16 protein-coding genes and 1 riboswitch are annotated in these 15,074 nt (G+C 67.4%); of the genes, 11 read left to right on the top strand and 5 right to left on the bottom strand.

Annotated features, from left to right (window positions below; genetic code table 11):
• The first annotated feature begins 22 nt into the window (after positions 1-22).
• The 11 genes from pcaF to AC07NY_RS11665 all read left to right on the top strand — a co-directional run bounded on the left by pcaF (position 23) and on the right by AC07NY_RS11665 (position 11,550).
• Positions 23-1,231 (top strand): 3-oxoadipyl-CoA thiolase, encoded by a 1,209-nt coding sequence (gene pcaF, locus AC07NY_RS11715; protein WP_494583980.1) that lies wholly within the window; start codon positions 23-25, stop codon positions 1,229-1,231.
• Positions 1,232-1,468: 237 nt separating this feature from the next.
• Positions 1,469-2,524 carry a dTDP-glucose 4,6-dehydratase gene (rfbB, locus tag AC07NY_RS11710; protein ID WP_494583979.1) on the top strand — a complete coding sequence of 352 codons (1,056 nt, stop codon included), beginning with the start codon at positions 1,469-1,471 and terminating at the stop codon, positions 2,522-2,524.
• Between the two features lie 12 nt (positions 2,525-2,536).
• Complete coding sequence (gene rfbC, locus AC07NY_RS11705) at positions 2,537-3,094, top strand: dTDP-4-dehydrorhamnose 3,5-epimerase (protein ID WP_494583978.1); 558 nt, start codon at positions 2,537-2,539, stop codon at positions 3,092-3,094.
• The gene (rfbD, locus tag AC07NY_RS11700; protein ID WP_492284693.1) at positions 3,094-4,002 is read left to right on the top strand and encodes a dTDP-4-dehydrorhamnose reductase; all 909 of its coding nucleotides are present in this window, start codon (positions 3,094-3,096) and stop codon (positions 4,000-4,002) included. The genes rfbC and rfbD overlap by 1 nt, the downstream gene beginning before the upstream one ends.
• Positions 3,999-4,874 carry a glucose-1-phosphate thymidylyltransferase RfbA gene (rfbA, locus tag AC07NY_RS11695; protein WP_492284694.1) on the top strand — a complete coding sequence of 292 codons (876 nt, stop codon included), beginning with the start codon at positions 3,999-4,001 and terminating at the stop codon, positions 4,872-4,874. Before rfbD ends, rfbA begins: the two co-directional genes overlap by 4 nt.
• Positions 4,875-5,514: 640 nt before the next feature.
• Positions 5,515-5,643, top strand: a riboswitch (TPP riboswitch).
• Positions 5,644-5,729: 86 nt separating this feature from the next.
• Positions 5,730-6,806, top strand: a complete 1,077-nt coding sequence (locus AC07NY_RS11690) for a LuxE/PaaK family acyltransferase (protein ID WP_494583977.1) — start codon at positions 5,730-5,732, stop codon at positions 6,804-6,806.
• Between the two features lie 5 nt (positions 6,807-6,811).
• Positions 6,812-8,260 (top strand): acyl-CoA reductase, encoded by a 1,449-nt coding sequence (locus tag AC07NY_RS11685; RefSeq protein ID WP_494583976.1) that lies wholly within the window; start codon positions 6,812-6,814, stop codon positions 8,258-8,260.
• Positions 8,250-9,041, top strand: a complete 792-nt coding sequence (locus AC07NY_RS11680; protein ID WP_494583975.1) for an ABC transporter ATP-binding protein — start codon at positions 8,250-8,252, stop codon at positions 9,039-9,041. Before AC07NY_RS11685 ends, AC07NY_RS11680 begins: the two co-directional genes overlap by 11 nt.
• Positions 9,038-9,787 (top strand): ABC transporter permease, encoded by a 750-nt coding sequence (locus AC07NY_RS11675; RefSeq protein WP_494583974.1) that lies wholly within the window; start codon positions 9,038-9,040, stop codon positions 9,785-9,787. Before AC07NY_RS11680 ends, AC07NY_RS11675 begins: the two co-directional genes overlap by 4 nt.
• Positions 9,788-9,793: 6 nt before the next feature.
• A complete protein-coding gene (locus AC07NY_RS11670; protein WP_494583973.1) occupies positions 9,794-10,786 on the top strand; it encodes an ABC transporter substrate-binding protein in 993 nt (330 codons plus the stop codon).
• Positions 10,783-11,550 carry an SDR family oxidoreductase gene (locus AC07NY_RS11665; RefSeq protein WP_494583972.1) on the top strand — a complete coding sequence of 256 codons (768 nt, stop codon included), beginning with the start codon at positions 10,783-10,785 and terminating at the stop codon, positions 11,548-11,550. The genes AC07NY_RS11670 and AC07NY_RS11665 overlap by 4 nt, the downstream gene beginning before the upstream one ends.
• Before the next feature lie 9 nt (positions 11,551-11,559).
• Here the strand turns inward: AC07NY_RS11665 and AC07NY_RS11660 are convergent, their stop codons facing one another.
• The 5 genes from AC07NY_RS11660 to AC07NY_RS11640 all read right to left on the bottom strand — a co-directional run bounded on the left by AC07NY_RS11660 (position 11,560) and on the right by AC07NY_RS11640 (position 15,002).
• Entirely contained in the window at positions 11,560-11,949 is a 390-nt protein-coding gene (locus tag AC07NY_RS11660) for a c-type cytochrome (RefSeq protein ID WP_492284701.1), read from the bottom strand.
• Between the two features lie 10 nt (positions 11,950-11,959).
• Positions 11,960-12,283: a hypothetical protein gene (locus tag AC07NY_RS11655; protein ID WP_494583971.1), complete on the bottom strand. Its 324-nt coding sequence runs from the start codon at positions 12,281-12,283 to the stop codon at positions 11,960-11,962.
• Between the two features lie 26 nt (positions 12,284-12,309).
• Positions 12,310-13,617: a sulfite oxidase gene (locus AC07NY_RS11650; RefSeq protein WP_494583970.1), complete on the bottom strand. Its 1,308-nt coding sequence runs from the start codon at positions 13,615-13,617 to the stop codon at positions 12,310-12,312.
• An 81-nt stretch (positions 13,618-13,698) separates the two neighbouring features.
• Positions 13,699-14,484 carry an anti-sigma factor family protein gene (locus AC07NY_RS11645; RefSeq protein ID WP_494583969.1) on the bottom strand — a complete coding sequence of 262 codons (786 nt, stop codon included), beginning with the start codon at positions 14,482-14,484 and terminating at the stop codon, positions 13,699-13,701.
• A complete protein-coding gene (locus tag AC07NY_RS11640) occupies positions 14,481-15,002 on the bottom strand; it encodes a sigma-70 family RNA polymerase sigma factor (RefSeq protein WP_492284705.1) in 522 nt (173 codons plus the stop codon). The genes AC07NY_RS11645 and AC07NY_RS11640 overlap by 4 nt, the downstream gene beginning before the upstream one ends.
• Between the last annotated feature and the right edge of the window lie 72 nt (positions 15,003-15,074).

The raw sequence follows: 15,074 nt of genomic DNA, 5'->3' as shown, positions 1-15,074 counted from the left end.
TCGAGACAGCAGGATCCGTGACATGACCGAAGCCTTCATCTGCGCCTATGTCCGCACCCCGATCGGCCGCTTCGGCGGCTCGCTGTCCTCGGTCAGGGCGGACGATCTCGGGGCCGTGCCGCTGAAGGCGCTGGTCGAGCAGAATCCAGGCGTGGATTTCAGCGCGGTCGACGACGTGATCTTCGGCTGCGCCAACCAGGCGGGCGAGGACAACCGCAACGTCGCGCGCATGTCGCTGCTGCTGGCCGGCCTGCCCAAGGAAGTGCCGGGCACGACGATCAACCGGCTCTGCGGCTCGGGCATGGATGCCGTCATCGCCGCGGCACGCGCAATCAAGGCGGGCGAAGCCGAGCTGATGATCGCCGGCGGCGTCGAGAGCATGTCGCGCGCGCCTTTCGTCCTGCCCAAGGCCGACAGCGCCTTCTCGCGCCATGCCGAAATCCACGACACCACGATCGGCTGGCGCTTCGTCAATCCGCTGATGAAGGCCCAGTACGGCATCGATTCCATGCCGGAGACCGGCGAGAACGTCGCCGCCGACTGCCATATCAGCCGCGCCGACCAGGATGCCTTCGCGCTGCGCTCGCAGCTCAAGGCGGTCGCCGCCCAGCAGAACGGCCGACTGGCCAAGGAGATCGTCCCGGTCCTGATTCCGCAGCGCAAGGGCGATCCCATCCGCGTCGAGATCGACGAGCATCCGCGCGGCGACACCACGCTGGAGAAGCTCGCCAAGCTCGGCACGCCGTTCCGCAAGGAAGGCGGGACCGTCACCGCCGGCAATGCATCGGGCGTCAATGACGGCGCGGCAGCGCTGATCATCGCCTCCGAGAAGGCGGCTGCGAAATACGGGCTGACGCCGATTGCGCGTATCCTGGGGGGCGCGACAGGCGGCATCGCGCCGCGCGTCATGGGTCTTGGGCCGATCCCGGCGACGCGCAAGCTTTGCGAACGCCTCGGCTTCAAGCCCAGCGATTTCGACATCGTCGAGCTGAACGAGGCCTTCGCCTCGCAGGGCATCGCGGTGCTGCGCGAGCTCGGCATCGCCGAGGATGGTGCGCATGTGAACCCGAATGGCGGCGCGATCGCGCTCGGTCACCCGCTCGGCATGTCCGGCGCCCGCATCAGCGGTACGGCCGCGTTGGAGCTTTCCTTGACCGGAAAGCGCCGGGCGCTCGCCACGATGTGCATCGGCGTCGGCCAGGGCATCGCGGTTGCGCTCGAGCGGGCGTGAACGCCTGCGCGGCAGCATCTCCCCGAACAGCGAATTCAACGCCCGGAATGAGAGGGCCTTGGTTTCGCCGCGGTTCGGGCGTTTCGCTGTCGCGCGAAAAAATGCTTCGTGACACCTGCCGTTCGGCGAAGGGGGATGTGAGTTGAGGCCGACGGTCAGGACCGGCGATCAGGGCGCGTGCGCCTCGCCCGTTTCATCTCCCCGCCTTTACGACCGCTGCCGCCAGGATTTCATCCCATGCCCCTGAGGTTTCTCGTGACCGGCGGTGCCGGCTTCATCGGTTCGGCCGTGGTGAGGAAGCTGATCGGCGAGACGGAGCATGAGGTCTGCGTCGTCGACAAGCTGACCTATGCCGGCAACCTCGCCTCGCTGGCACCGATCTCCGGCAGCAACCGCTACCGCTTCGAGCAGGCCGATATCGGCGACGGGGAGCGGATGAAGGCGATCTTCGCCGATTTCCAGCCCGACATCGTCATGCATCTCGCGGCCGAGAGCCATGTCGACCGCTCGATCGACGGGCCGGCGGCCTTCATCGAGACCAATATCGTCGGCAGCTTTACGCTACTGCAGGAGGCGCTGCGCCATTTCCGGGCGCTGCCGGAGGAGCGCAAGGCGCGCTTCCGCTTCCACCATATCTCGACAGACGAGGTCTTCGGCTCGCTGGGCAGCGACGGGTTCTTCCGCGAGGATACCGCCTACCAGCCGAACTCGCCCTATTCGGCCTCCAAGGCGGCGTCGGACCATCTGGTGCGGGCCTGGCACCACACCTATGGCCTGCCGGTAGTGATGACCAATTGCTCGAACAATTACGGGCCGTTTCACTTCCCGGAGAAGCTGATCCCGCTGATGATCATCAATGCGCTCGAGGGCAAACCGCTGCCGGTCTACGGCAACGGGCTCAATGTGCGCGACTGGCTCTATGTCGACGATCACGCCGATGCGCTGCTGACCGTCGCGACGACCGGCAAGCTGGGCGAGAGCTACAATATCGGCGGCCATAACGAGAAGACGAACATCGACGTGGTCCAGGCGATCTGCGCCATCCTCGACGAGCTCCGGCCCGACCCCAAGGGCGCCCGCCAGCGCCTGATCACCCATGTCACCGACCGACCGGGCCATGACGCGCGCTATGCGATCGATGCCGGCAAGATCGGCCGCGAGCTCGGCTGGGCACCGAAGGAGACTTTCGAGACGGGCCTGCGCCGCACGGTCGAATGGTATCTCGCCAACCCCACATGGTGGGGCGATATCCGTTCCGGCGTCTATCGCGGCGAGCGCCTCGGCGCGGCCTGAGCGGGGGAAGACATGCTGAGCGTCGAGGCAACGGCGATCCCTGCCGTCAAGATCGTCACGCCGAAGAAATTCGGCGACCATCGCGGCTTCTTTTCGGAAACCTGGAGCCGCAAGGCCTTTTTCGAGGCCGGGCTCGATCTCGATTTCGTCCAGGACAACCAGTCGTTGTCGGCGCCGGTCGGAACGCTGCGCGGCCTGCACTTCCAGTCGCCGCCTTTCGCGCAGGATAAGCTGGTGCGGGTCACGCGCGGCCGCATCCTCGATGTCGCCGTCGATATCCGGGCCGCCTCGCCAACCTTCGGCAAGCATGTCGCGGTCGAGCTTTCCGCCGAAAACTGGAAGCAATTGCTGGTTCCGGTCGGCTTCGCCCATGGCTTCGTCACGCTCGAACCGGATACCGAGGTGCTCTACAAGGTCACAGCTCCTTACGCGCCGCAGAACGACCACGGCCTCGCCTTCGACGACCCGGCGCTCGGCATCGACTGGCGGCTGCCGCTCTCCGGCCTCACCCTCTCCGACAAGGACCGCAAGCATCCGCGCCTCGCCGAGATGCTGCGTTATTTCGACTGATGACACTCCGTATCGCCGTCACCGGTTGGACCGGGCAAGTCGTCTGCGCCATGCTGGAACGTATTCCGGTCGGCGTTGAGGTCATCGCGCTGCGCCGCCCCGACCTCGATCTCGCCGTCCCGAAGACGGTCGCGCCCGCCCTGCGATCGGCCCGGCCCGACGTGATCGTCAACACCGCCGCCTATACGGCCGTGGACCAGGCCGAGAGCGAGCCGGAGCTTGCCATGCGCGTCAACGGCGAGGCGGCCGGCGAGGCGGCGCGGGCCGCGGCCGCGCTCGGCATCCCCGTGATCCAGCTCTCGACCGACTATGTCTTCGACGGCGCGCTCGACCGGCCCTATCGCGAGGACGATGCGACCGGCCCGATCTCGGCCTATGGCGCGAGCAAGCTCGCCGGCGAGCAGGCGGTCGCGGCGGCGACCGACAACCACGCCATCCTGCGCACGGCCTGGATCTACAGCCCCTTCGGCAGGAACTTCGTCAAGACGATGCTGCACCTCGCCGAGACGCGCGACGAGATCGGCGTCGTCGCCGACCAGGCTGGGTGTCCAACCAGCGCGCTCGACATCGCCGATGCGATTTTCACCGTCGCGCGCAATCTGACCGCACGGACGGACGATACTCGCTTGCGCGGCGTGTTCCACATGAGCGCGGCGGGAGAGGCCGTCTGGGCCGATGTGGCCGAGGCGATCTTCGCCGAGCGCGAGCGGCAGGGCGGCAAGCCAATCCGGGTCAAGCGCATCGCCACAGCCGATTACCCGACGCCGGCCCGGCGGCCCGCGAATTCCAGGCTCGATTGCAGCAAGCTTTCACAGGCTCATGGCGTGAGGCTGCCGGATTGGCAGGGCTCGCTCAGTGCCTGCGTCGCGCGGCTGCTTGGGGATCAAGGCAAGGAGCAGCAACGATGAAGGGCATCATCCTGGCCGGCGGCTCCGGCACGCGGCTGCATCCGATGACGCTGGCGATGTCGAAGCAGCTCCTGCCCGTCTACGACAAGCCGATGATCTACTACCCGCTCTCGACGCTGATGCTGGCCGGCATCCGTGAGGTGCTGATCATCTCGACGCCGCATGACCTGCCGAACTTCAAGCGCCTGCTCGGCGACGGTTCCGACTGGGGCATGAGCCTGACCTATGCCGAGCAGCCCCATCCCGGCGGGCTGGCGCAGGCCTATCTGATCGGCGCCGATTTCGTTGCCGGCGAACCATCAGCCCTGATCCTCGGCGACAATCTCTATTACGGCCACAGCCTGCCGGAGATGATGGCACGCGCGACGGCCCGCGCGAGCGGCGCGACCGTCTTCGCCTATCATGTCCGCGACCCCGAGCGTTACGGCGTGGTCCAGTTCGACAAAGCCGGCAAGGCGATCTCGATCGAAGAGAAGCCGAAGGCGCCGAAATCGAGCTGGGCCGTGACGGGCCTCTATTTCTACGACGCCGAAGTGGTCGAGATCGCCCGAAGCCTCAAGCCGTCGCCGCGCGGCGAGCTCGAGATCACCGATGTCAACCGGACCTATCTGGAGCGGGGCGCGCTCTCGGTCGAGTGCATGGGACGCGGCTTCGCCTGGCTCGATACCGGCACGCCCGACAGCCTTCTGGAAGCGGGCGAGTTCGTCCGCACGCTGGAAAGCCGCCAGGGGCTGCGCATCGCCTGTCCCGAGGAAATCGCCACGCGGCGAGGCTGGATTTCGGCTGCGCAGTTGACGCTGCTGGGCGAGAGGCTCGCGAAGAGCGACTACGGACAATACCTGCTGCGCATCGCGGGCGATCTCGGCGGATAGCTCACGCCGGATGCGTCGACACAGGGCTGCAATACTCTCGGGAGCATAGCAGTTCCCGGCCTCGACAACGTCAGGGCTCCATCGTCAACGCGTAGAACTTCTCATCGACCTCGCGGCGCGATTGGCGACATCAGCGAGGCCCAGGGCGACTGCAGCCAAGGTCAGCACGAGGGCGCCGATTATGCCCAGCGGCACGCTGATATAGGGCGAGCTCCATTTGGGCGGGCCATCGTCGATAGGAGGTCGCATCGCCCAATGTGAACGAGAATGGCTATCGCATCTGGTCATTGGCGCATCCTCTTGAATTGAGGTCGATCTAGATATGCTTCAATCGAACATTGACCACCACACGCCCAGCATTACCGGAAAGCTGACGACGCCGATATGCGTTGGTGAATCAATGGTAAACGCCTGAACCCGCCATCGTCGTCAGATGCAGCGCAACAGGGAATGTTGCGGACGCACAAACGCTGCCGTTGTCAGTGGCGCACCGATCTGAGCCGTCTCGAAGCCAATGACGGCACTGTCATAGTCATGCCGAGCAGCTTCGCCACAGTCCGCCACCGAGATCGCCGTGGCCGCAGTTCACGGCGCCTTTTCCTATACTGCTTGACAGCAGGGCCCACCGCTCGTCATCTGCATCCGTTCCCAGGGGGGCCTCGCTAGGAGGCTGAGATTCCGCCGGCTGGGCTTTCGAGCCCGGCAACGCGGTGACCCTCCGAACCTGATCCGGATCATACCGGCGTAGGGATGCGGGACATGCGGCCGTCACAGGCCCTGATTCCAGCTTGCGCTCGTGATCCTCCAGCGATCGACGCTTCGGCTTGGCCGCGCGTCCGAACGGAGTGGGTTGAAGTGACGCAAGCCGAGATCATCGCGGCGCTATCGGCGTTCATCGCGCTTCCCGACGCGTCGGAAGCCGTGTTCGAGGCGATGGCACTCAAGGTCTTCGCCTATCAGTTTCGCAACAACGAGCCCTATAAGCGCTTCTGCCTGCAGCGCGGCCGCACGCCGCTCTCGGTGAAGCGCTGGTGCGACATCCCGGCCGTGCCGATCACCGCCTTCAAGGACCTGACGCTGAGCTGTAGCCCGCCGGAGCAAGCCGAACGCGTCTTCATGACCAGCGGCACGACGCAAGGCATCCGCGGCCGCAGCTACCACCCGACGCTCGACGTCTGGAAGCGCTCGATGCTGGTGAATTTCCGGGCGCGCTTCATGCGTGGGCGCGAGCGCATCCGCATGGGCATCCTCTTCCCGGACGAGACGGAGCTGCCGAACTCCTCGCTCGCCACCTATCTCTCGCTCGCCAAGCGCGAATGCGGCACGGCGGATTCAGAGACCTTCATCAATGCCGCCGGTCTCGACCTCGACCGCTTGCTGGCAACGCTCGCGCAAGTCGAAGCCAGCGGCGAGCCCTATGCTCTGCTCGGCGCGAGCTATTCCTTCGTGCCCGTGCTGGACGCGCTCGCCGCGAGCGGCCGGCGCTTCGCCCTGCCGCAAGGCAGCCGCATTCTCGATACCGGCGGCTTCAAGGGCCAGTCGCGCGAACTGGGGCCGGACGAGTTCTATGACGGGCTCAGCGCCGCCTTCGGCGTGCCGCGTTCGGCCTGCATCAACATGTACGGGATGACCGAGCTCAGCTCGCAGCTCTATGACGACGGCAATGCCGTCTGTCCGTCGGTGAAATCCGGGCCGCACTGGATCCGCAGCCGCGTGGTCGATCCGCTCACCGGCACCGACCTGCCGGACGGCGAGCGCGGCGTTATCGTCCATCACGACCTCGCCCATTTCAACTGCGTCGCGGCGATCCTGACCGAGGATGCCGGCGAGATCGTGCCGGGTGGCTTCAAGCTGCTCGGCCGTGTCGATGGCGAGGCCTCGAAGGGCTGTTCGGTCGCGGTCGCCGAATTCCTCGCAGCGGCGCGAGGCTGATCGCCGTGATCGAGCATGCGGGCCATCTGCCGGGCCTGAACCGCGAGGCGTTGCGCTGGCGCGAGGTCAGTCACAGCGCCTGGGGCGAGAGCGCCATCATCGCGCTGCCGGAGCTCGACGAGGCGCAGGCAAAGGCGCTCTGCGCGCATGTACGCGACAATGCCCGCGTCAAGCTGAAACGGATGGAGACGGCGCGCATCGTCGCCGCGATCGATGCCGCCATCGCGCGCCTGCTCGACCGCAGCCACCCGCTGCGGCGCAAGGCCGAGCACCTGCTGCCGATCGTCACCGGCTATGATCGTGAGACGGTCCGGCTCGGCCTCACCGGCTATCTCAAGACCTTCCGGCGCCCGCAGCTCCTGCGTTTCCTGGCCGAGGACTTCGCCAATCCCGGCCTGCTCGACGGTTTCCAGCCGACGCCCAAGGGCGGTTATCTGCGCGCCCATGGCCCGGAGCTGCTGCTGCATGTCTGGGCGGGTAATGTGCCGGCGCTCTCGCTCTGGAGCCTGATCTGCGGCCTGCTGGTGAAGGCGGGCAATATCGGCAAGCTCGCCTCGGCCGAGCCGCTAACGGCCGGCTGGTTCGCGAAACTTCTCGCCGAGATCGACCCCGAGATCGGCGAATGCCTCGCCATCACCTGGTGGAAGGGCGGCGAAGCGGCTGCCGAGCCGGTCTTCCTGCGCGCGGCCGACACCGTCATGGCCTATGGCGGCAACGAGACGCTGACGGCGCTGCGCGCCAAGCTGCCGATCACGACCCGCTTCCTGCCGCATGGCCACAAGATCGGCTTCGGCGTGATCGCGCGCGAGGCGCTCGACAGCCGAAAAGCGCCCGCACTGGCCCGGCTCGCGGCCCATGACGTCACGCGCTACGAGCAGCAGGGCTGCTACTCTCCGCAGATGCTCTTTGTCGAGCGTGGCGGAAAGGTCAGCCCCTCGGAGTTCTCCCATTACGTCGCGCATGAACTCAGCTCCATCGTCTCGCGCCATCCGCGCCGTGCATTGTCACAGGGCGAAGCCGCCTCGATCGCCGCATGGCGTAGCGCGCAGGAGACGCGCGCGATGGATGGAGCCGCCGAGCTTCTCGGCGAGCCATCCGACAATTGGAGCGTCGTCCATGTCGAGACACCGGAAGCACTGAACCCGACGGGGCTGAACCGCACGCTCAAGCTGGTCTCGGTCGAAAGCCTCGACGATGTCCCCGCGCTCGTCGCGCCCTATCGCAACTTCCTGCAGACGGCCGGCATCGCCGCATCGCCCGAGCGGCTGTTCCGGCTTTCCGAGAAGCTCGGCTCGGTCGGCGTCAGCCGCATCGCGCCGCTTGGCCGCATGACCGCGCCGGAGGCCGGCTGGCATCATGACGGGCGCTTCAGCCTGCTCGACCTCGTCACTTTCACGGAGATCGAGCAATCAGCGGAAGCCGCCGCAGAAGGGTTCGCGCCCTATGTCGACTGAACCGCACAAGCCCGGCTTCGTCACGATCGAGCGGGCCAGCTATCGCTACGACGCGGCCGGCCCGGCCGTGGTCGATGCGGTCGACTGGTCGATCCCGCGCGGCGAGATTCATTGCCTGCTCGGCCGCAGCGGCTGCGGCAAGACCACCTTGCTCAAGCTCGCCGCCGGCCTGCTGATGCCGAACGAGGGCGCGATCCACATCGGCGGCGCGGCGCTGGCCGGCCCAAGCCCGCGCGCCGGCTTCGTCTTCCAGGCGCCGACGCTGCTCGACTGGCTGAGCGCGCTCGACAACGTCCTGCTGCCGGTCTCGCTGAAGCGCCGCCCCACCGTCGCCGACAAGGATGCCGCGCTCGACTTGCTCGAACGTGTCGGCCTCGCCGATTTCGCGACGCGCCGCCCGGCCGAGCTGTCCGGCGGCCAGCAGAGCCGCGTCGCCGTCGCCCGCGCCTTGGTGGGCAACCCCGACCTGCTGCTGCTCGACGAACCCTTCGCTGCGCTCGATGCCTTGACGCGCGAGGAGTTGCAGGACGACCTGCTGCGCCTCTGTGCGCTCCGCGGCACCACCGCCCTTTTCGTCACCCATGATATCGGCGAGGCTGTCTATCTCGCCGACACGGTCGCGGTCATGGCGGCCGGCCGCGTGACACATGTGCGCCGGATCGAGTTGGCCCGCCCGCGCCATCGCGACATGCGCTATGCGCCCTCGTTCATCGCCGCCTGCCGTGCTCTGCGTGATGCCATGGACGGCGCTGCCGCTGCCAGCAGGAGGCCGGCGGCATGATGGCTCGCCTGCCCTCGCTCCTGCTGCTCGTCGCGCTGCTCGCCGGCTGGGAAGCCTGGTGCCGGTTCGGCGGCTTGTCACCGCTCGTCCTGCCGCCGCCTTCCGCCGTGCTCGCGACGCTATGGAGCGAGATCGCGACCGGGCGGCTCTGGCCGCATCTGGCGATGACCGCCGCCGAGATGGCGCTCGGCCTCGGCATCGGCGCCGTCGTCGGGCTCGGTGTCGGCGTGCTGCTGGCGGAATTCCCGGCGCTGAGCCGGCTGCTGCGGCCCTATGTGCTGGCAAGCCAGCTCGTGCCGAAGCTCGCGCTCGGACCGCTCTTCATCATCTGGTTCGGCTTCGGCATGACGCCGACCGTCGTCATCACCGCGCTGATCTGCTTCTTCCCGCTGATGGAGAACACGCTGACCGGCATCAACGAGGTCGATGCCTCCCGCCGCGAGCTCTTCCGCATGCTGGGCGCCAGCCGCCCCCAGACCCTGCTGCGGCTCAAGCTGCCCGCGGCACTGCCGGTCATCATGGCGGGCCTGCGCGTCGCCGTCGTGCTGGCGTTGGTCGGCGCCGTCGTCGGCGAGTTCATCGGCGGGCGGATCGGGCTTGGCGCCTCGATCATCGCTGCGCAAAGCGTGATGGATTCGAGCCTGATCTTCGCGCTCTTCATCGTCATCACCGCCCTTGGAATGCTGCTCTACGAGGCCGTGCGCCTGATCGAGCGCCGCGTCCTGCATCGCTTCTCGAAAGGCTAGATATCCATGTCCGCGCTGCGCGCCTTCCTCATGCTCGCCCTCTCCTGTCTGGCCGCTGCCCCCGCGACGGCCCAGCCGCTCGACAAGGTCACCGTCGCCGGCTGGAGCCAGCCGATCAGCGAGATCACCAACCTGCTGGCGGAGCCGGACAAGGGCTTCTTCAAGGCGAAAGGCATCGCGCTCGACTATGTGCCGGGCAATGGCGGCGGGGCGGCCTTGCAGAACATGCTCGCGGGGCAGGCCGATATCGCCTTCACCGATCCGGCCGCGCTCTATCTCGCGCTCGACAAGGGCGAGAAGCTCGTCGCGATCTACAATATCTATCCGCAGAACGTCTTCAACGTTGTCGCGCTGAAGAGCAGCGGCATCCGCACCGCCGCCGATCTCAAGGGCAAGCGCATCGGCGTCTACAGCCTCGCCAGCGGCACCTACCAGAACCTGCTCGTGCTGCTGCATCAGGTGGGCCTGGGCGAGAAGGACGTGCAGGTCCAGCCGACCGGCCTGCTCAATTTCGCGCCGCTGATGCAGGGCCAGGTCGATGCCACCGCCGCGACCGATACCGGCCTGCTCGTCGCCCGCGCCAAAGGCCTGGGCGAGGCCAATGTCATCGAGGTCCGCGACCAGCTCAACCTGCCGAGCGACATCTTCGTCGTGAAGGAAAGCTATTACGAGCAGAACAAGCCGCTGCTGAAGCGCTTCCTCGCCGCCTATCGCGATTCCGCCGCCTGGATGATCGCAAAGCCCGAAGAGGCCGCGCGCATCGCCGTCACCCGCGCGATCAACGGCCGCGACGAGGCCGTGAACCTCGATATCATCAAGCTGCGCAATGCATCGAGCGTCTCGCCGACGACGGAGCGCGAAGGGCTTGGCCGCTTCGATCTCGATGCCTTGCAGAAAGGCGCCGACACGTTCCGCAGCCTCGGCCTGATCACCCGCCAGATCGACATGAAGACGGTGGTGAAGAGCGACCTGATCCCCGCGAAGGACGGCGCACCGTGAGCTTCCGCGACCGGGCGATCCTCGTCACCGGCGCGAGCCGCGGCATAGGGGCTGCGATCGCGAAGGCCTTCGCGGCCGAGGGCGGGATCGTCATCGTCAACTACCGGACGAACGAGGCGGCAGCCGAGGCCGTCGCTGCGGAATGCCGCGCTCTCGGCGGCGAGGCGCTGGCCATCGCAGCCGACGTCACCTCTCCCCAAGCCGTCGCCGAAATGGCGACGCGCATCGCGGAGGAGGTCGGGCGGCTCGACGTCGTCGTGAACAACGCCTTCGCGCCCTATCGCTTCGACCCGGACAACCGCACCCGCTTCTGGGAGACGCCTTGGGAGTCTTACGAGCAGCAATTCGAGGGCGCGGTGAAGGCGGCCTATACGGTCAGCCGCGCGATGCTGCCGCTGCTGCAGCGCCGCAGCGGCGCCAGTATCGTCAATCTTGCCAGCGATCTGGTGACGAGGCCGAGCATTCCCTATCACGACTACACGACCGCCAAGGCGGCGCTCGTCGGCTTCAGCCGCAATCTTGCGGCCGAACTCGGGCCGCTCGGCATCCGCGTCAACTGCGTCGCGCCGGGGCTGGTCTACCCGACTGAGGCGAGCGCGACGACGCCGGAGGAAGTCCGCGAGATGCTGATCGCGCAGATGCCCTTGCGCCGCATCGCAACGCCGGAGGATGTCGCCGGCCCCGTGCTCTTCCTCGCCAGCGACTGGAGCCGCTTTGTCACCGGCCAGGTGCTCCATGTCGATGGCGGGCTGGTCATGGCCTGACGGAGGCCCTCACTCGGCCTTCTTGCCGGCGGCGTCGAACTGCTTGAGATAGGCCAGCAGGTCGGCGATGCGCTTCTCGTCCTTGAGGCCGGCATAGATCATCTTGGTGCCTGCCACCTTGCCGCGCGGGTTCTGGATGTATTCGGCGAAGGTCGCCTCGTTCCAGGTGAGGCCGGAATCCTTCATCGCGGCGCTGTAGCTATAGCCGTCGCGCGTGCCGGCCTTCTGGCCGACGACACCGTTGAGGATCGGGCCGACCAGGTTCTTGGCGGTCTCGCCCACCTGATGGCAAGCGCGGCACTGGGCATAGACCTTCTCGCCGGCAGCGGCGTCCTGGGCGCGAGCGGGCTGGGTGGCGGCCGCGAGCAGGGCGGCGCCGGCGAGGATTGCGAACTTCATCTCGGAGATCCTATTGCTTGGGAGCGAAGGGGCTGACCCAGCCGCCGCTTTTCGCCGGCGCCTTCGGCGGGAAGGCCTGCGCGAGATAGTCGAGCAGGGTCTTGCGCATATCCGGATCGGGCTCCGGCATGCTGTGCTTCTCGGTCATCCAGTTGAGCGTCTCGTCCCAGCGGGCGCGATCCATGCCCTGCCGGCCGACGACCTTCATCGAATGGCAGGCGATGCAGTAGCCGAATGTCTCTTCGCGGCCGGGGAAATCCGGCAGCGTCTCGGCGGTCTCCTCCTGGGCGAAGCCGGCGGAGGGGGCGAGGAGGATGGCCGCGAGAGCGGCCATCCGAAGCGATTGCGCGAACACCATCGTCAACCCACCATGATGGCGATGCGATGGAGCGGGTTGGAGCCGTAGCCCTGCGGGTTCCAGTTCGTCGCGACATGCGGCTGGGCGACGCCGCGGGAATCGGTCGCCCGGGCCCAGAGCTCGAAATAGCCCTCGCTCGGCAGCTTGATCTTGCCCGTCCAGCGCACCCAATCGTAGCGGTTCTTCGGCTTGGCGAGCGTCATGGCATGCCAGCGCTGGCCGGCATCGAAGGAGACCTCGACCTTCGCGATATTGTGGTCGCCGGCCCAGGCTGCGCCGCGCAGCGTGACCTCGCGCGTCGTGGCCGGCAGGCGCGTGCCATTGGCCGGCGCGCTGATGATCGAGCGCACCGGCATCGAGGTCAGATCGGCGAAATTGGTCTTGCCGTCGGCATTCGAGCCGGGAACGAGCGGGACGGTGGGCACGCGATAGGAGGTGCCGCCCATGCCCTGCCCGTCATGCGGCGTCGCGCGGACGAGAATGCGGTTCAGCCATTTCGACGAGAGCGAGGCCGGCCAGCCCGGCACCACGAGGCGCAGCGGGCCGCCATGAATATGCGGTAGCGGCTCGCCATTCATCGCCCAGACGATCAGGCAATGCGGCTCCAGCGCCTTCTCGATCGGCATGCCGCGCGAGATCGCATCCTTGGTGGTATCGCCCGAGAGATGCGGATCGGCGCCGTAATGGCCGGTGAACTTGGCGGAGGCCTTGAGGCCCGCCGCCTTCAGCACGTCGGCGAGGCGCACGCCGGTCCATTCGGCGCAGCCGGCGCCGCCATTGGTCCATTGGTTGCCGCGTGCGGCCGGCTGATAGAAGGAACGGCCATTGCCGCCGCATTCCAGCACCATGCGGAAGGTCTGTGGCTTGAAGCGGGATTTCAGCTCCTTGACCGTCAGCGTCAGCGGCTTGTCGACCTCGCCCTCGATCTTGAGCTGCCAGCCATCCGCATCCTTGATCGGCTCCGGCACCTGACCGTTGTTGCGGATGAAGAATTTCGAGATCGGCGTGGTGTCGTCGTCGAGCAGGCTCTCGGGCGTCTCGGCGACGAGCGGACGGTCGCCGAGCAGGGTCAGGCCCTTGTCCTTGCCGGGATAGTCGAAGGGCTGCGGCCCCTTGGCCGGCGCGGCGGCCGGGGCACCTTGCGCGGCGGCAGGAGACGGTCGGGCGAGGCTGCCGGCAGCAAGGCTCAGGGCGGCGAGGCTGCCGCCGAGAATGAGACGTCGCGATGTACGGGGGGTATCGGTAGCGCCGGCAGCAGGAGCGGCATCGGTAGCGGCTGCGCCCTCGCGCAGGTCTGCTTCGTTGAGCATGGCGTTTCTCCCGAGGACATATTCCTCACTGGAGACGACGCTTCAGGCCTTCGATTTATTCCAAGCCGAGAGAAAAAATTCTCAGCCGAGGCAGGCGGGGCCGACGCTGCGCGCCTCGGCCAACGCCGCGACCTGCTCGCGCGGGATGCCGGGCTCGTCACGCGTGATCCTGGCAACGAGCGCGGCGATGCCGTCGAGGCGAGCCGGATCGATGCCGCGCCCGAGCAGGGCATAGCTCGCCCTCTCCCCTCGCCATGCACGAACCAGGAGGCCGTCGCGGTCCTGCACCGCCGGCTGCAGCGGCAGCGCCGCCTCGACCGGGGCGATCCAGAGGCCGACACGGCAACCGTTCGGGCCAACATAGCCGGCGAGCATGCCGCCGCCGCGACGCCCCGCTGGATCGAGCGAGAGATGGACAAGGCGCAACGAAGCGAGCGTGAGGTCCGGCAAGGCACCCGCATCCGCACCGGCCAACTCGACGCCGAGACGGGGCGCCTCGCCGGGCGTCGCCTGCGCGAGCCAGAGTTGATGCGCCGCCACGGCAGCGGAAAGCGACGAGCCCGGCGATTGCCGGTAGCCGATGCCGAGCGAGGCAGCGCCGACGAGCAATGCGAGACAGGCGGCGGCAGCCCAGGGCAGCCAGCGCGCGACGCGCGAGCGGGCTAGCGGCAACACGAAGGGCGGCGGCGCCGGCATGGGCGATGCGGCTTTGACGGTGGCGCGCAGCTTCGTCAGCGTCGCGACCTGCGCCGCAGCCTCGCGGTCATGAGCGAGCGCCGCCGCGACCTTGGCGGCTTGATCGGGCTCCAGCTCGCCGTCGACATAGGCGTTGAGCGTGGTCCAGGAGGGGCGTTCGCTATCGGTCACGTGTCGTTGGCTCGTTTGCGCTGCCGCGCGGCGAAGGGGCGGACGGCCCCGCCCTCGATCGCATTCAGAAGCAAAAGCCGCCCCCGGCTGAGGCGGCTCATCACGGTTCCCACGGGCACGCCCAGGATATCCGCCGCCTCGCCATAGCGGAAGCCGGCGAGATCGACCAGTTCGATGACTTCGCGATAAGGCTGCTCGAGACGCTCCAGCGCCTGCCTGACGGTGATGACCGCGATCATCCGGTCGTCATGGCGCCATTGCTCGTCTTCGAGCGTCTCCTCGGCAGCCAGCGCGCCGGTCTCGCCGCGGCGATGCTCGTCGATCCAGATATTGCGGAGGATCGCGAAGAGCCAGGCCCGGACGCGCTCCCCCTCCTCCGGCGGCGCGGCGGCAAGCGCCTTGGTCGCGCAGGATTGCAGGAGATCGGCCGCGCCGTCGCGGTTGCCGCTCAGGCGCAGAGCATAGGAGAACAGGCGCTCCCAGTTCTGGCGCAGCGCGCGCTCGACGATGATACGCAAGGACGAAGCCCTCCGCAGCGGATGCGCCCTGTCTAGCGCAGCCGCCGGGAGGCTCCAAGCCTCGCCAAATGC

Source organism: Allobosea sp. GW821-FHT09G06, assembly GCF_059416005.1.
Note: the sequence above shows the minus strand (reverse complement) of the source record. Positions and strands in the feature narration are given on the sequence as shown.